Below are 20,914 nucleotides of genomic sequence, written 5' to 3' on the forward strand. Positions count from 1 at the left end.
CCTACTCGCCGCTCATCTCGGTCGGCCTGCCGTCGCGGAACGCCGCCACCCCGTTGGTGACGGTCACCGCGGGATTGGCGCGGCTCAGCTCGCGTAGTTGTTCGTTACCGAACTCGGACACCACGATGTCGGTCAGTCGGGTCGCGTCGCGCTTGATGTCGATCACGTCCGGCAGCGCCGTGGCGTCGTCGACGACCAGCGCCTGCAGCGCGCGCAGTCGCTGGAACGCGCTGAGCGGCACCGGCTGGCGTTGCGAGGACAGTTCCACGGTCTCGACCCGGGAGAACGTCGCCACCGTCTGCACGTCGAGCCGGTGACACGACCAGACCGTCAACCAGGTCACGTTGCCGTTGTCACCGGTGAAGCGCTGGAGGGTACGGCAGTCGACGACCCGGAGCCGCCGCAGGGTTGGCACGGCGGCGGTGTCGCCGACCTCGGTGAATCGCCCGGAGACGAACGCCAGGTACTGCAACGGCAGGTTCCGCAGCTCGCCGAGTGACGGCTCGGGCCAGGCGCTCAACTCCAGGTCCACCACATCGCGGCAGGCGCCGATGGCCGTGAGGTCGACCTCGTCGCCCCAGCGCACCGCCAACCGGCGGATCGGGGTGCCGGCCAGCTCGGCCAGTGACCGGCGACGGTTGCGGTCGGTGTCAACCTTGACGTAGTCCCACGGGGTGTCGCGCCGTAGCCCGGCCAGCGTCCGCACCCGCAGCCCGTACACCTCCACGGTGCGCAGGTGGGGCAGCGCGGCGAGGAACCTCAGGTCCCGCAGCCGGGAGTCCGGGCCGACCACCAGGGACCGGATCCGTTCCACGCCGTCGATCCGGGCCAGCCGCCGACCGAGGGTGGACTCGTCGACCGGCTTGCCCGCCGTGTTTTCGAGGGCGAGCGTGTCGTCGCCGTCGGAGACCACCACGCCGGTGGGTTCGGCCCACTCCTCGACCGTGAGCGCATCGAGCATTCCCGTCGCCTCCGCTAGTAGATCTCGCCCGCGTAATCGACGACCGGAAGTTCCTTGCGCAGCACGCCGGGGACGAAGTCGCCCCAGAAGTCCAGCCTTCCGTACAGGAACTCGGCGATCTCGATGAACTCCTCGAATTCCTCCTCGGTGACCTCGACCTTCTGGCCCTTCTTCTCCCCGGAGAAGTAGTTCTTGTAGTACTTGTTGCCCCACAGGCCGCCGAGCGGTCCCTGGTACTGGTTGAACGTGAACTCGCCGTACTCGTCCCACAGCTCGTAGGGCGCCATGACGTACCTGCCGACCTTCTGCTCCCGGGCCATGTGGAACGCGTCGAGGAGGATGAGCAGACCGCCGGCGGCGCGCAGCTTGATGCCGCCACCCGGCGGCTTGGCCGTCTGCCCCCGGCCGACTGTCACGCCGTGCCGCTGCGTCCACGCCTTGACGTTCTCCGGCGACGCGGCCCGCCGTTGGTTGAGCACCTCGCCCGGTTTCGCGCCGCGCTGGGCCTGATCCAGCTTGACCTGCTCGGCGGCGCGCAGGGCCTCGTTGACCGCGCTGCGCACGGTCTGCCGGCCGGACGCGGTGATGTTAATCTCCGCCTTCACCTGGTACACGGTGATCTTGGTGGAGTTCAGCATCAGCCGGGCCCTCCACGAATGCCCGCTGAACCGCGCCCACAGGCTCTGTGCGGTCGAGCCGACATAGGTGAACGGCTTGCCGCGAAAGGTGCCCTCGATGACGTAGACCCGGCCGACCACCTGCGGTTCCTCGCCGTCCGGGTCGTCGTGGACGATCGGGTTGTTGAACACGAAGCAGTAGAGGTGCAGCGCCAGCCGGGACGGTGGTGCGTGTGGCTGGTTGGCCGGCTCCTCGCCGCCGCCGTCGGGCCCAGCCGCGCCGGCGTCCGCGGCCGGACCGGCCGCCCCGGTGGCGGTCTCCCCCGCCGGTTTGGCGGTGCCCGGCGCCCGATCGGTCCGGTACGGCGCACCGGACTGGCTTCCGCTCAGCGGGCGGTCCCCGGCCAGCAGCCGCGCCGGGTCCGGGGACAGCCAGCGCGCCAGCCATGGGGCGTAGTACCGGGCGCCGTAGTAGTAGAGCCCGGTCGGCTCGTCGCGCTCGTTGCCGGCGAACCGGTAGCGCTTCGGGGTTTCGGTCGCCGACCGGACCGCCTGGTACGTGGTCGCACCGAACGGCGCGTACTCCTCGTAGGAGATGATCGCGCCGGCGTGGTCGAGTTCCAGGCTCGCCGAGCCGAGCCGGTCGGCGTACTGGAACCGCACCAGCCGGGCCGGGCCGCCGTCGTCACCCTGGGTGCGGGACTCCACCAGCGCCACCCGGTCCTCACCGGCCCGGATGTGCAGCGTCTCCCGAGCCAGCGTCACCGTGGTCCCGTCCCCGGCGTACTCCCGGTACACCTCGACCTGTCCCAGGTAGATCCGTTCCACCCGGCGGGTCGGAGCCTGCCCGTCGGCGGCGTGCCGATCGGTGACCAGGCGGACCCGCTCGGTGCCGGCGTCGTAGCCGTACCAGGTGGTCTCCGGCGTGCCGGTGCCGGTCACCTGTCCGGTGGTGCTACGCAACCGGTCCAGGTGGTCCCAGGTCAGTTGGGGCAGGTGCGGCAACGCGACCACGTTGCCGTGTCCGTCGTAGGAGCAGGGCTCGACCGTCGCTCCCGCCGTGGTCCGGGTGAGCCGGTTACCGGTGCGGCCACCCTCCAGCGGGCTCGGCTCCAGGTACTCGTGCTGCCTGGTCCAACCAGGTTGGGCCGGATCAGTTCCACGATGGACGAGCGCGAGCAGGTTGCCCGCGTCGTCGTAACGGTACCGTTCCCGGTAACGCCCGACCGCGTTGCCGTCGCCGGGATGGGGCAACCGAACCCGGTCGGTGTCGCCGGGTCCGCTGGGCGCCGCGCCCCCGGCCTGGCCGAGGTGTTCCCGGCCGGTCGCCTCGACGAGCTGGTATGTCGCGTCGTAGACGAACGTCGCGTCGGCCTCGACCTGCCGGTTGCGGAAGAACAACGGTTGCTGGGCCCGGTCCTGGACCGAGGTGACGTTGCCGGCCGGGTCGTAGCCGAACGCGAGGTCCTGCAGCACGTCGGCGGCGCCGCGCTCGGTGCGTTGCCGGACCAGCTGGAACGTTGCCGCGTCGTACTCGTACGTGGTGCGAACCCCGTTGCCGTGCTCGACCCGGGTGCGCTGACCCCGGGCGTCGTACTCGACGGCCGTGACGAACGCGACCTCCGGTGCCTCGCCGCGTACCGTCGCATCCACCCGCTCCAGCAGGTTCGCCGCGTTGTAGGTGTACCTGAGCACGCTGTCGTCCGGTGTGGTCACCGCGGCCGGCCGGTTCACGGCGTCGTAGGCCGTTCGGGTGCGGTATCCGGTGTCCTCCAGCACCACCTCGGCCGACCAGTCCGGCTCGCCGCGGTGATCCGCCACCAGCCGGCGGGTCCAGTCGACCAGGTTGCCCTTGACGTCATACCGGTCGTTGGTGATCACCCCGGATCCGTCGAAGACCTGGTACACCTCCCGACGCAGGTTCCGGGCGTCCACCTCGGGGTGCGACTCGCCGAAGACCGTCCGCCCCACCAGCGTTTCCGGCCCGCCGGCCGGCCGGACCCACACCTCGACCGGGCGACGCAACACGTCGTAGCCGGTGCGCACCCGGCGCCCCAGGCTGTCCCACTCGACGATCGGGCTGCCCTGCACGTCCCGCAGCACCCAGCGTCGGCCCGCATCCATGGTCTCCGCGTGCAGGCAGGTGCCGAGCAGGTCGTGGTCGCGCCGCTCGACCAACCGGCCCTCCGGATCCCGTACGGCCCGTTGGTTGCCCTCGATGTCGAGCAGGACCAGGGTCGGCAGCAACCGCTCCACCGGCGCGCCCTCGTCCAGGAACCGGTTGTGCGCCACCGCGAGCACCGGCCGGCCCAACACGTCCGGGCAGACCACCGCCGGCGTGCCGGCATGCACGGCGGTCTGCTCGGCCGCGACACGCTCCCGGTCGCCCAGGGCACCGCCCTGCCGCCGGGCGTGCCAGGTCTGCCAGTCCTCACGCAGCGCCAGGTGCGCGGCCAGGAAACCCCGCACATCCAGGTCGGTACGCGGGTCGAGCAGCACGGTGTCGTTGCCGTCCCAGCTCGCGTCCCGCCACGGGTCGTGCACCATCTTCAGGTAGGTGTCGTCCGGTGCCAGGGTCGCCACCGGCCGACCGGCCGGGTCGTAGCACAGCACCGGGCTGACCCCGCTGGCCCGCTCGGGTTCGAACGCGGGCGTCCCGGTGAAGAACGGCTCGTACTGGCGCACCGGGTTGCCCTTGTTGTCGAAGACGGTCCAGCCCGTGCCGGACCACCGCACCGAGCCGTCCGGACCCGCCTCGGCCGGCAGCTTGCGCTGGATCTCCCGGCTGAACCCGTCGGAGTAGCTGAGGCTGGGCAGCACCTCGGGCAACTCGCCCGGCCCGAGGTCGGCGTCGTGGGTGTCGCGAACCAGCGAGCAGACCACCACCGGCCGCGGCCGCGCCTCGGCGCGGGTGCGATGGTAGGCGAACAGGTCGTACACCGTCCGGCTGGTGGCCCGGCCAAGCAGCGCGTGCGGATCGGCACGGGGATCGGCCAGATGGGCGATGACCACCGCCTCGGGCAGATCCACGACGAAGCCCGCGAGCGTGTCACCGGCGTTCTGCCCAGCCTTGCCCATCGTGGCGGTGCCGACCACGATCCCCAGCGTGTCGAACGCCACCGCGGTCCGGTTGCCGTTCGGGTCGGTCACCAGCCGGGGGCTCAGGACCCGGTAGTCCAACTCGGCGGTGACCACGTTGCCGAGCGAATCCCGCGACCGGCGCACCAGCAGGTCGGCGTCGTCGTAGTCGACCGTGGTGACGTTGCCGAACGGGTCACGCAACTCGACCACCTGGAAGAACCGCGCCGGGTCGGGTTCGGCTCGACCGGACGGGATCCACCAGCCGGTGGCGTCGGCGACGTAGCCACCGTCGGTCTCCAGCAAGGCCAGGTCGGGCACCAGGTCCTCGGTGCCGCCGTCGACCGGGCGCCGGTACACGTGCGCGAGCAGCTCCGGAACGAGGGCGAGCCGGTAGCTCTCGTACGGCAGGCCGTGCGCCGCCGCCTGCCCGGCCGGAAGGGCGCCGGTCAGGTCCTCGCGCCGGTACAGCGTGCGGACGTGGTCGATCAGCCGCCGCCACGAGCCGGGACCGGCCGGCTCGGTGTCTCCGTACGACAGCTCCTGGGCGGTCCCGGCCAGCTCCAGCAGGTCGGCGTAGGCCAGCCGCCCGGGGACCGTCGGCTCGGGCAGTCCGAGCAGCTCGAAGGTGCGCGTCTCGGCGGGCAGCGGGGCCCGGTGCCGGTCACCCGCGTCGATCGGTGCGGTGTACCGGTTGACGGTGAGCGTCGCGCGCGACGTCGACTGTGCCTCCCGCACCCCGTCGCGTGCCCAGGCCGGTAGCCGGGAGTCGGTGTGGGCGTCCGGATGCCGGCACCGGTAGCCGACAGTGACCGCCCGCAGGATGTTGCCGTAGCCGTCGACGTCCAGGGTGGCCCGGTGGGTGACCCTGGGATCGGCCACCGGACCGCCCGGCAGGTCGTAGAGGGTCCGCTCGTAGTGGTAGGTGACCGTTTCCCGCGGGTACGCGTGACAGACCGCGGTGCGATCGCCCGACCCGCGCGGTCGACGCAGCTCGACGGTGTAGTTGGTTTCGATCACCTGGTAGGGGCGCTCGGCCCGGGACGAGCCGTCCTGTGCGTACACCTCCTGGCGCAGCACCCGGCCCCGCAACGCCCGGCACGCCTCGCGAAGCTCGTCCGCGCTCGGGCGGTGCGGCACAGCGGTGCCGTCGGGCAGCCGGAGCACCGACGGGGCCGGCGTGTCGTCCAGCCACAGCATCCGCTGCTGGTCGGCGGTGAGGCCAGGTTCCCGCCAGTACTCCCCCTCGAACTGGCGGGACAGCCCCGAGTCGGCGAACGCGCTCGTGCCGGTGTGGAACCACGTGCGGGTCAGCACCGGCGGCACATGCGAGGCCGGCTGCTCATTGGACACCACGAAATCCACCGGGCCACCGACGGCCGACAGCTCCTCGGTGTCCCACTGCTCGACCATGCCGAATCCGCAGAACTCGCGTTCATCACCGTCGAAATGGCCGTGATGGTAGGCGTAGCGGGTGACGAACCGGTTCCGGCTGATCCGGTCACGGGTCTCCACCCGCTCCACCACGTGGACCGGGAACGGCAGGCGGCCGTGCCACGGTCGGCCGGCGGCGCGGTCGGCGAGATAGAACCGGGTCGACGGCGCGTACCGCACATGGGTCTCGGCGCCGAGGTTGTTGACCACCGACACCAGCAGGTGCGGCTTGCTCGACCCGAGCAGGTCGATGTAGCGCAGGCTGCGTCGGGCGTCCTCGGTCCGGTCGGAGGACCACACCAGGCAGGCGGTGCCGGTACCGAACAGGTCCACCACAGACACGTGGCTGCGGCGGTCGGTGCGCGGTGCGGTGGCCACCAGCCGGGGCGGGGTCCAGCCGTTGCCGCTGCGGTTGAAGTACAGCCGGGCGCCGTCGTGCCCGAGGTAGACGAGGTCGGTCACGCCGGAGCCGTCGAGGTCGGCCAGCCGCAGGTACCGCGCGTCGAACAGTTCGGCCCGATCGAACCAGGGCGCGTCGTCCATCACCACCTTCGCCCCGAACCGGCCATGGCCGAGGTTGGGCCAGTAACAGACCTCGCCGTTGCGGATGCGCACCAGGTCGGTGAGCCCGTCGCCGGACATGTCGGCGAGCTGGATCGACCCGGCGACGTCGGCGAACACCAGGCGCGGCCCGCGGTCCTCGTCGGCCGGCACGCTCACCCGGTGCGCCGGTCCGAAGCCCCGCTCGGCCCGGGACGGGTACCAGGTCATCGCCTGGTCCTCGGTGATCAGCAGGTCGGCGTGGCCGTCGCCGTCGAGGTCGACGAAACGGACGGTGGGATCGTCCCAGTCCACCTCCGGCAGCGTGTCGAACGGCACGAAACTCCGCCAGCCGGCACCGCGCTCGCCGCGCTCGAAGAATCCGGGCGCCGGGCCGTCGAGGACCACGACGTCCAGCCGCCCGTCCCCGGCAAGGTCGAGCAACTGGGTGCCGGCCGCCGCGGCCGGCACCGTGGACGGCACCGGCCCCACCGGCCGCGCCGGCCCGAACCGACCGCCACCGAGGTTGCTCTTGTAGTGCCAGCCGTTCGCCTGCGCGACGAGCATGCCGGCGATCCCGTCACCATCGAGATCCACCCACTGGTAGCCGTCGCCCGCCAGGCCGGCCGGGGCGCCGGCGAGACTGTCCACGTCGACGACGCCGACCTCGTCCCGCAGCCGCGCCGGCTGGTAGCCGAACTCCAGCGGTGGCAGTTGCCGGGTCACGACACCGCCGTCGACCCGCCGATGTCCACTCTGGATGACCGAGGCGAGGAACGAACCCACGGCGGTGCCGGGCTGGTACGTGAACGCGGTCGAGCGGACCAGGCAGTCGGCACCGATCTCCGGCTCGTCCGGAAAATGGTGGAACATGAGCACCCGCTGGCACAACCGATACGTACGAAGCTCGAAGGTGGACCGGTACGACGAGAACGGGTCGGTTCGCACCGGCCACGGCCGGTCCGGCTCGGACAGCGGCACGGCCGGATCATGGTCGCCGTAGTCGAAGACGACCTCGAACATCCAGCCCGGCTGGGACAGTGTCGGGTCGGCCAGCCAGGACACCCGGTTGCCGTACCGGATGCGCTTGAGGTAACGGTTGGCCGCCCGCTCGGCCGGCCGCCGGTGGCGCTCGTGCGCCTGGCCGACGTCCACACCGGCGGCATCCTCGGCCCGGTATTCGTACACGACGACGTTGCCCTTGTCGTCGTGGCTGCGGCTGACCAGCCAGCGGAACACCCGACGCGGATCGTCCGGGTCGGCGAGTCGGGACCCGGCATCGGCGCCGTACCAAGTGGTGACGTTGTCCCCGGACAACGTCCGCCAATGGACGTCGCCGTCGGACAACCGGGTCCACCGCTCGATCCGGGCGAACGCCGCCTCCACCCGGGGCTGGTAGCGATCCACCCGGTAGCCCGGCTCCACGGCGGGCCCAGCCCCCAACGGCACCAGGTCCTCGGCGCCGGAGAGCAGGAAGACGTCCGAGTCGTCGTAACGCGGCAGACCCTGGTCGGTCTTCCGGCTGACTGACGGCAGCGACAGCGCCCAGCCGAACCCGAACGGCCCGTTGCCTTGCGCCGAGTCGTAGGCGAGCGCGAGTTGTGGGCCGAACCCGGACCGCCCGGCGCTTGTCGCGATCGGCACCGTCATCGCTCCGGTGCCCATGGCCGGGTTCACGGCGAGCTTCTCCCCGATGCCGCGGATCGCCCCGCCGCCGGTGGGAAGCGCGACCGACGGTGCCGACGGGACCGAGGTGGCCGCGTACCCGTCGCCCCGCCCGGCCCCGGTCGACGCGCGAGCCGGAGCCGAATCTCGTTGAGGCACCTGGAATACGCCCATGGTCATACCTCGCCAGGCCACAAGAACATTGGGTAAGACCGTGGCCGTGATCGATCCGGCGCGACAGCGCTTAGTCCGGCTTCCGACTGTGTCGCCCGTTTGCTAGGACGCCTCGCGGCAACGTGCAACGCACGGTGAAGTCCGGATCATCTGCCCTGCACCGGACAGCCTTGGTCGACGGGCGGAGGACCGGGCTACCGGCGGCCACCGAAGGCCGCGTGTATGACCACGCCGACGAAGGCGATGGTCACGGCGGTGGCAGTGGCCGACATGGTGCCGGCCGGCTGCATCATCCAGGTCAGGACCTCACGGTACGCGGGTGAACTCGCCGGCCCGGAGAGAAGCACCGCCAGAGACCATCCGACGGGCAGCAGCCAGGCCCACTGAGCCCCCCAGGCAACTCCGCCGAGCGCGAGCAGCCCCCCGACCCCGGCGGCGTTCCTGACCAGGAACTCCACCGCTGCCACCGGTTCGCCTACCAGCGCCGGCACGGCGGATACGACGGCAGCGGTCGCCATGACGGCGAGGATGTGCGCGGCCCGTCGTGGCAGCCAGGCGAGCCCAGCCGTCCGGTCCAACGCCGGGTCCGCGCCGGCGAGCCCCGGCCCGAACGCGACGGTCGCCACCAGCACGGCCAGCAGCGCGATGGAGAGTTTGAGCCGTGGCACATCGGTCGCGTGGCCCAGCCACCACAGCACGGTCACCCCGGTCAGCGCCGCCCCTGCTGAGGTAGGGATGCCCCGGCATCGCAGGTACAGCGTCAGCCATCTCATCGACTGTCCCCGACGAGGATGTCGAGCAGGTTCACCTCGTCACAGGCCAGTGCCGCCTCCCGCAACGCGGCGACGCGGGTCCGCTGCTCGGTTGCCGGGAGCGACTGGAGCTTCTCCCACGCCCGCAGCGCCGCGTCGCGATGTTCGCCGGACGGGGGTGGGCCGCCGATCAGCCAGGCCGCCGCCGCGAACCGTGCGATGTGGTGTGACCGAGCGGCGGCCGGCTTCCCGATGATGTACGTACACGGCCGCGTCCCCGCCCCGCCCAGCAGCCGCCACCGCAACGCGTCCGGGCTTCCCTTCGCACCGCCCCAGGGGGCCAGCTCGAGTTCTACGAGCAGGGTGTCGCGCGGTTGTGGGCGGGGCTGCGAGTCGTACCACGGTGTGGGTGTCTCCTGGACGGACGTCGGCGCCTGCGGCAGCTTCGCCGACAGAGTCGCGAGCGCCTGCCGCGCCGGTTCCCGCAGATCCGCCAGGGCAGTGGCGTGCACCCGGGTCACACAGACCTTGGGCCCCGCATCGGAGCTGCACACCAGAGCGGCCGCCTCCGGATCGGGCACCGGCAGCCGCTCCCGGTCAGCGGGTAGCAGGGCCAGGGCCACGATGGCCGCGACCACTGCCGGCAGGAGGCCGGCCAGCCGCGCGGTCCGGGTGGCGCAGACGAAACCGGCGAGACCGGTGACGGCCAGGCCGGCCAGCCATATGGTGTGCGCGACACTGACTCTGCCGGATACGGTCACGAAGTCGCCCCAGAACCCGAACGGCGATGGCGTCAGCAGGTGAACGACCTTGGGCACGTGGGAGTATCCGCGATCGGTGATGGCGACGATCGCCACGGCGGCACCGGCGACAGCGGTGATGGCAGGTGTCAGCCGCGACGGTACGAGCGCCCCGACGGTCATGCCGAGCCAGGCACCGGACACCATCCAGAGGACGCCGACACCGGCGATCACCACGGACTGGCCGGGGAGATAGCTGGTGAGCACCGCGACCTGGGCTACGCCGGCGGCGTACATCAGGATGTAGCCGACGGCGGCCGACAGCGCCATCGCGGCGGCCGCCGGCAGGACCCGCTGCCAGCGGGGCCGGGCGGTCGTCGAGATCAGCTCGTCGGTGCGGCACCTGCGGTCGCGGCCCGCGTGCCAGGCGCCCAGGCCGAGAGCCATGGGCCAGAGGATGAGCAGGTACTCCCGCTGCCAGAGCGCCAGGAGCATCCAGCGTCCGCCCCAGCCGTCCACGGCGACATACAGCAGGACGACCCCGAGCAGGGCCGTCCCCGCAGCTACCCAGGGCGCGGCCGAGCGGTGGAGCTCGACGCGAAGGATCCGGCCGGTCACGCCACACCGTCCGCCGCGCGATGCCGGCGCAGCAGTTCGGTGTACCCGCGTTCGGCCGCGCTGTCGCCCACCACCCCCTCCTGACCCAGCTCCACCAGGTCGGCGGGTACTCCGTGGAAAACCACCCGCCCGGCGTCCATCAGCACCACGTCCGTGCAGGCCGCCACCACGTCCTCCACCAGGTGTGTCGAGACCAGCACGCAGGTGTGTGCGCCCAGGTCGCGCAGCAGCGACCTGAAGGCCACCCGCTGCTCGGGATCGAGACCCACCGTCGGCTCGTCCAGCAGCAGGATCTCGGGGTCGTTCACGACGGCCTGCGCGATGCCCGCCCGCCGGAGCATGCCTCCGGAGAGCGTCTTCATCCGGGAGTTGCCACGATCGGTGAGCCGTACCCGTTCCAGCGCGCGCTCCACCGCGTCGGGCACGTCGCGCGCGGGCACCTCCTTCAGCCAGGCCATGTATTCGACGAACTCCCGCAGCGTGAATCGGCCGTAGAAACCGAACTCCTGGGGCAGGTACCCGATCGATCGCCGCACCGTCCGTAGATCGAGCCGTTCGGGTACGGAGTGGCCCAGCAGTTCGAGGTCACCGCCGGCCGGGCGCAGCACGGTCGCGAGCACCCGCATCAGGGTCGTCTTGCCGGCGCCGTTGGGCCCGAGCAGCCCGTGCACGCCGACGCCCAACGACAGGTCGAGGCCGGTGACGGCAAGGTGCCGACCGGTCCGGACTCGCAGGTCCAGCGCCCGGATCGCCCATGCGTACGTGGTCGGCGCAACAGACGCGGCGCTGATCGCCTTTTTCATTCCGTACGTCCTCTTCATCGAAGCTCGGCGGCACTGTTGCGTCGGGCGATAAGTACGAGGGTCACGACCGCTGTCAGCGCCGCCCAGCCTGGCAGGGCAGCCTCGGTCAGCAGCACCGACATCCGGGCGGTGACGATGCTCGGCCCGATGACCACCGCCACCCACAGCAGCGTCAGCCCCGCCGTGGCCCGGGGCAGGCCGACCATCTCACCCAGTGCCAGCGCGCACATCGTGAAGGCCAGGCACGGCAGCAGCCAGCGGGCCGGGGAGGCACCCACCAGCCAGCCGGCCGCGGCGAGCACCGGAATGACCACGACGAGGACGACCAAGGTTCGCCGCAGCACCAACCCGAGACCGGCCCGCGCTGTCGCGGCGACCATCTCGTGGGCCGGATCCACCCGCCGCGTCCAGGCGGTGGCGACTCCGAGAAACGGCGCCACCGGAGCCAGGAGGACGACAAGCGATGGCAGCGCCCCGCTCCTGGCTCCGGCGGCCAGGTCGAAGCCGAGGGCGATCAGGACCACGAGCACCGTCGTCGCGAGCCACGGACCGAACAGCGGCGTCACCCATCGGGTGGCCCGCGAATGCAGCCACCGACGCCGTCCGGGTGCCGGTGCGGTAGCGGACACCGCCGCGTCCAGACCCGTCCACACCCGGGCCAGCAGCGCCGCCGTGTCGACGTCGCCCACCTTGGCCAGGCGGCTCCGGCAGGCCGCGCACTCCTCCAGATGTGCCTCCATCGCCCACGTGACGTCGGGGGCGATGCCGGTGTCCCCGGCGCCGTACCGGCCCAACAGGCCGGTCGAGATGTGTGGGGTCATGACAACGCCTCCCGCAGTGCCAGTCGCGCACGGCGGGCGCGAGTCTTGACGGTCCCCTCCGGTAGACCGAGCAGGACCGCGGTCTCATGGACCGTGAGACCGTCCACCACCATGGCGTGCAGGACCTGGCGCAGCTCCGGCGCCAGTCGGCGCAGGGCGTCCCCGACCTCGTCACCGACCGTGCCGTCCAATGCCACGTCCTCCGCCGCCGGTGGGTTCTGCATCGCCAGTACCAGGGGTACCGCCTGCGCATTCCTCGCCCGTCGGCGGAACGCGTCGATGAGCCGGCGCGCGGCGATGGACCACAGCCAGCCGAGCCCGGTGCCGGCGGTCACGCCCGCGAAGGTGTCCGCCGCCCGCCATACCGCCAGGTATGTCTCCTGCATGACGTCCGCGACCACGTCGTCGTCATCGCAGCGGCGACGCAGCCGGATCAGCAACCACGGGGACGTCCGGCGATACAGCTCGTCGAAGGCCACCCGGTCGCCACGCGCGATACGCCGCACCAACTCCGCTTCATCCACCCTCACACCCATACAGACGCCGGGACCTCAAGATCAGGTTCTCGTCACGCGGTGCTCGCGGCGAGTGCGTGTACTGACGGGTCATCGCCACCTTTCGCGGTGTCGCCGCAGCCCGTCGAGGACCAGGTCGAGTCCGACCTCGAACTCCTCGGCGTACGCGTAGCCAGGCTTCAGGGCGCGGTCGACGATCATCTCGGCGAGGTGCGGGAACTCGTCGCGGGGTAGCTGCTGCAGGATTGAGCCGGCCACGTCCTTGATGTCGACGGAGGACGTGAAGGGCAGGCTGAGCTCCTGGAGCGCGAATCCGTAGAGGTAGCTGTCCAGCACCGAGATCGCGTGCGCCGCACCGGAGATCGAGAAGCCCCCCGACCGCAGGCAGCCAATCACCGCGTTGTGGTGACGCAGCGTCGCCGGGCCGGGGTTTGTCCGTGAGTCCATCAGGCTTGTCGCCCACGGGTGACGGACCAGCACACCGCGCATCGAGACTGCCCGGCGTCGCATCGCGGCCTGCCAGTCGGCGTCGTCCGACGGGAGCTCGATCTCGTCGAAGACGAGGTCGACCATGCCGTCGAGAATGTGGTCCTTCTTGGGGAAGTGGTGGTACAGCGACATGGCCTCGACGCCGAGCCGTTCGGCGAGCCTACGCATGCTCAGCGCGGCGGTGCCCGCCTCGTCCGCCAATGCGACCGCGGCGCGAAGCACCCCTTCCTTGCTGAGTGAGTTACGGCGGGGCGCGGGCGTGCCGGCCGGTTCGGTTCTCACGGGGCCTCCTGTTCAGGCTGTGTGGATACCTTGACAGTCTTACACCGTAAGGCTATACCTTACGACGTAAGGCTGGAGCGGAACGCTGGAGAGAGTCATGGAGTCGATCGGTGTGGACGGAGCCAGAAGACCGGGCGCGGGAAGGAAACTGTGCATCGTCGGCGCGTCCGGGAAACTCGGGCGCTATTTGGTGCAGCATGCCTTGGATCGGGGTTACCAGGTGGTGGGTGTCTGCCGAGAGCGGAGCGTCCACAAGCTCGCCGACTTCGGGGGACGGATCAGGGTGTTCGCCGGACCGACCGACGACCGCGCGGTGATCGCGCGCGCGGTGGACGGATGCGATGCGGTGCTCACGGTGTTGGTGCCGTGGGGGGTGAACAACTACGCCTCCGGCACGGCCCAGGCCGTACTCGACCACGCGCGTCCGGGCGCCCGCCTGGTGTTCTCCTGCGGTTGGCACGTCGCCCGCGACGAAAAGGACGTGTATCCGCGGACGTTCCGGATGTACGCGGCCGTGTTCGGTTGGCTGGCGAGACTCGCCCGCGTCGTTGACGTGGACGACCAGGTGGAGGCGGGTCGAAGGATCTTCGCCAGTGACACCGACTGGACGGTCGTTCGGGGCAGCGACCTGGAGGAGGGGGAAAGCCAAGGCCTGCCGGTGTGGAGCCGGCACGTGGGGGACCCCGTCCTGTCCAGCAACCTGACCCGCCGCGTGGACTACGCCCGTTTCATGGTCGAGGCGGTGGACAACGACGTTCTCATTCGAGAGGCCCCGGCCATCGTCGGCCGGCTGACCCCATCTGCCCTCGCGCACGCCGACCGGCCGGCGTAGCTGCCGCGATTGTCACCTTCGTGGCGGTCAGCGTCGCGATCCAAAGCCTGAACCTGCTCAACCAGAACGCGGTGCGTCAAGCGACGGAGTACCGCGCCGAGGGACGTAGCACCGCTACCGGGTCTCGGCTCACCCTTCCTTCACCTGCGTGTTCTGTCCCGCCGTGATCTGCCACCGGCCGTCATCGTGGGCCAGCACGTAGGTCGGCCTGCCTTCGGGCTGGTCCGTGAGCGGTTCGCCCGCAAGACTGATCGGGCGCTGCCGGATCGTGACCACGGCGACGTCGGCGCGCACGAACAGGATCTGCTCCACGGTGTAGGTGGCCGTGCTGTCGCGCATCGCCCCTGGCAGCACCCGCCTGGTGAAGGCGTCGATCTCGCCGCGGCCGACGAGGCGCTTGCCGTGTGCGGTGGTCCACACCGCCTCGGGTGCGAACTGAGCGATGAAGTCATCCGGGCTCTCGTTCTGCTGGGCTCGTTCCACGTCCCCGACGAGGGCGGTGATCGCCTCGACGTCTGCCCTTTGCCGCTGGGCGGCCTGCGGTGGCCGCACGCGAATGAACGAGTCGGGGTGCGCGACATAGGATCCCGAACGCAGGTCCTCAACGGCACCGGCCCGGTGTGGCTTCCAGCCAAGGGCCAGTGCCGCGGGGGCGCCCACAACCTGGTGGAGTGCGAGTGCCTCGGCGAAGGTGGCGCCGATCTCCTCCGCGGCGAGTTGCTCCGGCCACGACTTCTCCCGGCCCACCCCGCCGGCAACGAGGTCAGCCGCCCGGGCGAGGTCGGCCACGGGCACAGCCGCCTCGGCGACCCCGTGCAGGACCGTGCCCGGTTCGGCCCGTTCGAGTGCGAGTACGACCAGATCCGCGAGGTCGCGCACATGCACCGCGGGCCACCTGACGTTGCCGCCACCGACATGCCGGCCCACACCGTGCTGACGGGCCCAGGCCACCAGCATCCCGGGGATGCCCGCGCCCTTGCCGTGGACGATGCCGGGCCGGACAACGACTCCGCCCACACCAGCACGCGCTGCGGCACGGACCCTGTCCTCGACGAGGGGACGTCCGGAGACGATCTCGATCGCCCGCGTGGGACTGGCCTCGTCAGCCTCGTCGTGGGTCTCACCGAGCACCCACACGCCGCTGAGGTAGACCAGGGACCGCGATGTTCCCCGCATGGGCGTGAGTAGTGCGTCGATTGCCGCCAGGTCCGCGTCCCAGTCCCCGACCGGTGCGGCCGCGTGAACCACGGCGTCGATGTCGTCGGTGAGCGCCGCCGTGAGCGTCTCGGGCCTGGTGAGATCGCCACGTCGGATCTCCCTGCCCGGCGGCGCGTCGGTGCTTCCCTCTCGCAGGAACAGCACGGGTTCGTGCCCGGCGTTCTCGAGATGGTCGACGACCGTGGAACCGATGTAACCGGTGCCACCCAGAACCAGAACTCTCACTGTTGTCCTCCTTGTACTCGTGCTCGGGGTTCTGCTGTGTCGCGGGCGAGAACCAGAACGGTCACCGCGTCCGAAACCGGGGACGCGCGCCGTTGATGTTGAACAGCAACGTGTAGACCGAGGTGGTTGCCGTGATGAAGAGGCGGTTGCGCTTTGTTCCACCGAAGCAGAGGTTCGACACCACTTCCGGCACGCTGATCTTGCCCAGCAGCGTGCCGTCCGGGTGGATGCAGTGCACGCCGTCGCCGGCTGCGGCCCAGATCCGACCCTCCTCGTCCAGCCGGATGCCGTCGAACTGGCCTACCGTGCACTCGGCGACCACCTCCCCTCCCCTGAGACGTGAGCCGACAACCTCAAACCCCCTGATGTGTCCGCGCCGTGTGTCCACGATGTACAGCACGCTCTGGTCCGGGGAGAACGCCAGGCCGTTGGGCCGATCGAAGTCGTCGGCCACGATTCGCACCTCTCCTGTCGCCGGATCGGCGCGGTACACGTGGCACGCGCCGATTTCCGAATCGGCCCGAACCCCTTCGTAGTCGCTGGCTATGCCGTAGGGCGGGTCGGTGAACCAGACGGCCCCGTCCGCGGCGACGACAACATCGTTGGGGCTGTTGAAGCGCCTTCCGTCGATGTTGTCGGCGATCACGGTGATCGAGCCGTCGTGCTCGGTGCGAGTGACCCGCCTACCTCCCTGTTCGCAGGAGATCAGTCGGCCGTGCGCGTCGATGGTGTGGCCGTTGGTGTACCCCGCGGGTCCGCGGAAGACGCCGACCTCGCCGGTCGTCTCGTCCCAGCGCAGGATGCGGTCGTTCGGGATGTCGCTCCACAGCAGGTACCTCCCGGCCGGGAAGTAGGTGGGCCCTTCCGTCCATTTGCAGCCGCCGTGCAGGCGCTCCAGCAGATCATCCCCGAACAGCAACAGTCGCTCGTCGAACGACTCGACCTTTGTCCGAACGACATCCATGTCTTGCCCCCTACACCCAGATGACATCAAGCTGTGCTACCGTATGACGGTATCTCATACGGCGCAAGGGTGGTTATGGACGACACTGATCGGGCGCTCCTGTCGTTGCTCCAGGACGATGCGACGCTCTCCTACGCCGCACTCGGTGCCCAGGTCGGGCTGTCCGCGGCCGCGGCACACGAACGCGTGCGCAAGCTCCGCGACCGAGGCGTGATCAAGCGCACCACGATCGAGGTCGACCCGGCAGCGCTCGGCCTGGCCGTGCTCGCGTTCGTCCTCGTCGACTCCACGGCCTGGGTGGGCTCACCCGAGACCGCGGACAAGTTACGCGCACTCCCTCCCGTTGAGGAGGCGCACATCGTGGCTGGAACGGCATCCTTGTTGATCAAGGTGCGGACGGCCGACACCCGGCTGCTACAGGCAGCTCTGAAAGATATCCATGACATCGCTGGCGTGTCCGGAACGAACGCCATCGTGGTACTCGAAACCTGCTTCGAGCGTCCGACCAACGTGGGTCGGACCGGACAGGGAGAGGGCCGGTGAACCAGCCTGCCGCGGACGCGGAAGCGCGCACGCCGAAGACGGGGGCAGCATTCGCTGGTCTGGGCCGACGCCGGCCCCGGGGCGGGCGGGTCCGCCGCGGCGCCCGGGCCAGCTCCGGCAGCGCCAGATCGGACTCGGTGGCGGCAGCGAAGAGCCCTTCCTTGTCACCGAAGTACCGCATGACCAACGCGGATTCGTTGTTCGCCTCAGGAGTGACTTATGAGCAGTGACGTACTCATCATCGGCGCCGGCCCTGTCGGGCTGACAGCGGCGATCGTGCTCATCCAGCACGGGCATGACGTGGTCGTGGTCGACGCGCAGGCCGAGGGAGCCAACACCTCAAGAGCCGCGGTGGTGCATTCACGCACACTGGAGCTGCTCGAGCCCTACGGCGTGGCCGGGACACTGACCGCTCGTGGCGTTCACACGCCGCGCTTCACCATCAGGGACAGGGACCGCATCCTGATCCCCGTTCCGTTCGACGACCTGCCTACCGCATACCCCTACACGTTGATGATCTCCCAGGCGGACACGGAGGCGATCCTGCTCGCCAGGCTGGAGCAGCTCGGCGGCAAGGTACTTCGCCCGGCCGTCGTGACCGGCGTGCGCCAGGACGCCGCCGCGGTCACCGCCACGTTCGAGGACGGCAGCGAGCTCAGCGCGGACTATTTGATCGGCTCCGACGGCATGCACAGCGTGGTCCGCGACAGGGTGGGAATCGGGTTCTCCGGTGACACCTACGCGGAGTCCTTCGCCCTCGCCGACGTGCGACTGACCGGCGGCGCCGACGTCGACGAGGTCATCCTGTACTTCTCCCCCGACGGACTGGTCGTCGTCGCGCCGCTGCCCGGCGGGTTGCATCGCATCGTGGCCACCGTAGATCAGGCACCCAAGGTCCCCGACAGCGCGTTCGTGCAGCAGTTGCTGGACACCCGAGGGCCGCAGGCGCGTCCCGCTGTGGTCCACGAGGTGATCTGGGGATCCCGGTTCCGGGTGCACCACCGCATCGCCGATCGCTACCGCCACGGGCGGGTCCTCCTCGCCGGCGATGCCGCCCACGTCCACTCCCCGGCGGGCGGCCAGGGGATGAACCTCGGCATCGAGGACGCCGTGCTACTCGGCGCGGCCCTGGCCAAGGTCCTGGCTGGAGCGTCGACCAATCTCCTCGACGAGTACGCCGACGCCCGTAGACCAGTCGCCGAGAAGGTTGTCGCGTTGGCGAGCAGGCTCACGGCGCTGGCCACCATGGGTTCGCGAAGGCGCCGGCCGCGCAACCTGGTCCTGGGTCTCGCCGGCAGGGTACCCGCTGTCCGGCGCAGGCTGGCGCGACAGCTGTCTGGGCTCGACCGCCGCTGAACGGGTGACGTCACCCCACCGGTTCGAGGAGAAAGAAGGGCGAGCAAGAGTGAAGATTGTCAATGGCCGTCGCGCGGTGAAGATCCGCCTGCGGGAACCCGAGGACAGCGGCTACCTCCTGCTGGCCGGTGAGGTCGGCCGGTGGCTCGGTCCGTTCCCCGCGGCGACCAGGGCCACGAAAGGAGTTGCCGCCCGGCTGAGCCGACTGGCCGCCACATTGGCACTCCGTGACGATGTCGAACAGGCGACGGTGTTTCGCGCAGTGCTCCGCCCGCCGGGCGAGGGCGGTGAGATCCTCGACCGGCGAGGGCGCAGCCACGCGCGGTACGACATCGTGGTGCTGATCCGTACCACGAGCCCGGACATTGCCAAACAGCTCCGCGACGACCCCGGTTACCGAGCACTGGCCGAAACCCTGCGCCGGGAAACCCGGCGCACCCATCAGATCGTGGCCCGCAACGCCGCGCGGATCGACACCGTCGACCCGGCGCGAGACCACGCCTTCCTTTTCAACTTCTTCTATGCGGACGACAACGACGTCCTCCTGGACGTGTGGGAGTACACCGCAGGCTGGTTCCAGAACAAGACAGACCTGCCCAACTCCACCCTGATGCGTCCGCTCGACGGGGAACCCGCCGACTACGGCATCATCAACCACGCCAGTTGGCCCGGACTGCGAACCTTCCTACCCAGCCTGCTCTTCCGGCCCAGCTTCCGCAGCTTCGTGCTCGCCAACTTCAAGGCCAACGGAGTCGCGGCACAGCCGATCATCTATCGCCGGACCTGAACCGACCCCTCGTGCAACCAGAGCTGCCGCTGCCGCGGACCGACGCGGATCCGAGGCCGGTCAGTAGCCGATCAGACGGTGCGGCCGGAGGAACAACCGCCGGCATCGGGTGTTGGGGAGCCGGCTGGTCGAGAGGCGGGACGCCGACCGGTCCGCGATGCTGCGCTGCCGCCGGTTGCGCCGGTGGTCGGCTGGCGACACGTGACCCGTCTGCCGCGGAGCATTATGTACGGTTGGACGCCAACGATTACTCGGCCGTCCCCGCCACACCGGGGGCGTGCGGATGCTGTCGTCGATCTTCACATACCGTGGGGTCAAGAGGGTGTCCAGGTCTTGCGTCACAGCATGATCTTGGGTGCCCTCTCCTCATGCCCGGACATCGACCCCTGACTTCGAATCTAGGCGACTGTCCGGCGAGCGAGGAGCGCGAATGAGTTGGGCAGACGGCCGGCCCATGCCGCGGCGTCAACGCCACCCATGCGCCAGAATGGGTCGGCATACTCGCCGAGGTGAAGGATGTGCAAGCCGGCCGCGGCCACCGTCGTCACGACTTCGCCGAGTGATCGCTGCCACTGGACCGCTCCGCCGGCAGGGAATGTGTCATTGAGGTGGCTCCTGGCGAAATAGCTGCGGTCCGGTCGGATCCGAGGTTCGTCACTGTCCCAAGTCCACAATGGCGCCGCAGGATGCTCCTCGTAGATGAACAGATGTCCCGACGGACGGAGCAGGCGGACGATGTCTTGAGCCCACCGAGCCAGGTCGGGCATCCAGATCAACGCGCCCTTGCCGGTGTAGACGAGGTCTGCGCAGGCGTCGACCAACGGAGCGCCGGGGAGCGCCGCGACGATGTACCGGCAAGCGACGCCGAGTTCGTTCGCACGTCGCTGCGCCGCGCGGACCGCAACCTCGCTGTAGTCAACTCCCACCACCGACCTCGCACCAGCCCGCACGAGAGCGACGTCGTCGGTGCCGTTCCCGCTCTGCCAGTGCAGAACATCAGGCGACCGGCGCAACACGTCATGCAACAGGTCACGCTCAACCTCGACAAGCGATGAACCGGCTTCGGCCTCCGCCAGCAGGGCCTGGTACTCCCGGATGTGCTTCCGAGATGCCGCCTCCCAGGCACGCCTGTTCGCCCGCGTCGTCGCGTCCATGCTGTGCATGCTGTGCATGCTGTCCATGCCTCGGACACTGATCCGCTGTTGAGCGTCCGTCAACCGCAATCTGGACGTTCGGCCAGCGCTCAGGCGATGCAAGTCCTCGTCAGGAGACGTATTCACATCGGCACGACCGCCGCTGGGCGCTGCCGTCCTCGGTCACGTACTGCGACGCCCACTCGGCAACTTCCCCAGCATTCGAAGCTTGTTGATGTCAGTCCTGCTGCAGGGTGTGCGTCGAGCGCGCGCCATCCGGGCACGATAGCCGCCTTCGTGTTCGCTGGGGTCCTGTCGGTGGCCGGTGCGAGAATGCCACGCATCCGATCTTGGGAGGCTTCGTGGG

The 20,914-nt window shown here is 70.0% G+C and carries 15 protein-coding genes; 4 read left to right on the plus strand and 11 right to left on the minus strand.

Annotated elements, in window-relative coordinates; genetic code table 11:
- Position 1: 1 nt before the first annotated feature.
- The 8 genes from ACFQUZ_RS20605 to ACFQUZ_RS20640 form a co-directional block, all read right to left on the minus strand.
- Complete coding sequence (locus tag ACFQUZ_RS20605) at positions 2–961, minus strand: hypothetical protein (RefSeq protein ID WP_377444656.1); 960 nt, start codon at positions 959–961, stop codon at positions 2–4.
- A 14-nt stretch (positions 962–975) separates the two neighbouring features.
- Positions 976–8,469: a SpvB/TcaC N-terminal domain-containing protein gene (locus ACFQUZ_RS20610; RefSeq protein ID WP_377444659.1), complete on the minus strand. Its 7,494-nt coding sequence runs from the start codon at positions 8,467–8,469 to the stop codon at positions 976–978.
- A 194-nt stretch (positions 8,470–8,663) separates the two neighbouring features.
- A complete protein-coding gene (locus ACFQUZ_RS20615) occupies positions 8,664–9,242 on the minus strand; it encodes a hypothetical protein (protein WP_377444661.1) in 579 nt (192 codons plus the stop codon).
- Complete coding sequence (locus ACFQUZ_RS20620; protein WP_377444663.1) at positions 9,239–10,579, minus strand: hypothetical protein; 1,341 nt, start codon at positions 10,577–10,579, stop codon at positions 9,239–9,241. The genes ACFQUZ_RS20615 and ACFQUZ_RS20620 overlap by 4 nt, the downstream gene beginning before the upstream one ends.
- Positions 10,576–11,382 carry an ABC transporter ATP-binding protein gene (locus ACFQUZ_RS20625; RefSeq protein ID WP_377444665.1) on the minus strand — a complete coding sequence of 269 codons (807 nt, stop codon included), beginning with the start codon at positions 11,380–11,382 and terminating at the stop codon, positions 10,576–10,578. The genes ACFQUZ_RS20620 and ACFQUZ_RS20625 overlap by 4 nt, the downstream gene beginning before the upstream one ends.
- Positions 11,383–11,396: 14 nt before the next feature.
- Entirely contained in the window at positions 11,397–12,203 is an 807-nt protein-coding gene (locus tag ACFQUZ_RS20630; protein ID WP_377444667.1) for a zf-HC2 domain-containing protein, read from the minus strand.
- Complete coding sequence (locus ACFQUZ_RS20635) at positions 12,200–12,739, minus strand: RNA polymerase sigma factor (RefSeq protein WP_377444670.1); 540 nt, start codon at positions 12,737–12,739, stop codon at positions 12,200–12,202. Before ACFQUZ_RS20635 ends, ACFQUZ_RS20630 begins: the two co-directional genes overlap by 4 nt.
- A gap of 69 nt (positions 12,740–12,808) precedes the next feature.
- The gene (locus tag ACFQUZ_RS20640) at positions 12,809–13,489 is read right to left on the minus strand and encodes a TetR/AcrR family transcriptional regulator (RefSeq protein ID WP_377444673.1); all 681 of its coding nucleotides are present in this window, start codon (positions 13,487–13,489) and stop codon (positions 12,809–12,811) included.
- Between the two features lie 97 nt (positions 13,490–13,586).
- On the opposite strand from ACFQUZ_RS20640, the gene ACFQUZ_RS20645 reads away from it, so the two are divergent.
- Positions 13,587–14,321, plus strand: coding sequence for an NAD(P)-dependent oxidoreductase (locus ACFQUZ_RS20645; RefSeq protein WP_377444676.1), 735 nt, complete (start codon positions 13,587–13,589; stop codon positions 14,319–14,321).
- Between the two features lie 129 nt (positions 14,322–14,450).
- Here ACFQUZ_RS20645 and ACFQUZ_RS20650 read toward each other — a convergent pair whose 3' ends face one another.
- Both ACFQUZ_RS20650 and ACFQUZ_RS20655 read right to left on the minus strand, forming a co-directional pair.
- Positions 14,451–15,764 carry an SgcJ/EcaC family oxidoreductase gene (locus tag ACFQUZ_RS20650; RefSeq protein ID WP_377444679.1) on the minus strand — a complete coding sequence of 438 codons (1,314 nt, stop codon included), beginning with the start codon at positions 15,762–15,764 and terminating at the stop codon, positions 14,451–14,453.
- Positions 15,765–15,825: 61 nt separating this feature from the next.
- Entirely contained in the window at positions 15,826–16,728 is a 903-nt protein-coding gene (locus ACFQUZ_RS20655; RefSeq protein ID WP_377444699.1) for an SMP-30/gluconolactonase/LRE family protein, read from the minus strand.
- Positions 16,729–16,803: 75 nt separating this feature from the next.
- On the opposite strand from ACFQUZ_RS20655, the gene ACFQUZ_RS20660 reads away from it, so the two are divergent.
- From ACFQUZ_RS20660 to ACFQUZ_RS20670, 3 genes are all read left to right on the plus strand, one after another.
- On the plus strand, positions 16,804–17,271 hold the full coding sequence (locus ACFQUZ_RS20660) for an Lrp/AsnC family transcriptional regulator (RefSeq protein ID WP_377444682.1): 468 nt from the start codon (positions 16,804–16,806) through the stop codon (positions 17,269–17,271).
- Between the two features lie 219 nt (positions 17,272–17,490).
- Positions 17,491–18,627, plus strand: coding sequence for an FAD-dependent oxidoreductase (locus ACFQUZ_RS20665; protein WP_377444685.1), 1,137 nt, complete (start codon positions 17,491–17,493; stop codon positions 18,625–18,627).
- 49 nt (positions 18,628–18,676) lie between these two features.
- Positions 18,677–19,414 carry a hypothetical protein gene (locus ACFQUZ_RS20670; RefSeq protein ID WP_377444688.1) on the plus strand — a complete coding sequence of 246 codons (738 nt, stop codon included), beginning with the start codon at positions 18,677–18,679 and terminating at the stop codon, positions 19,412–19,414.
- 398 nt (positions 19,415–19,812) lie between these two features.
- On the opposite strand, the gene ACFQUZ_RS20675 is transcribed toward ACFQUZ_RS20670, so the two are convergent.
- A complete protein-coding gene (locus ACFQUZ_RS20675; RefSeq protein ID WP_377444690.1) occupies positions 19,813–20,595 on the minus strand; it encodes a class I SAM-dependent methyltransferase in 783 nt (260 codons plus the stop codon).
- Positions 20,596–20,914 lie beyond the last annotated feature (319 nt).

This window comes from Plantactinospora sp. GCM10030261 (assembly GCF_042666615.1).
Lineage (GTDB): Bacteria > Actinomycetota > Actinomycetes > Mycobacteriales > Micromonosporaceae > KBS50.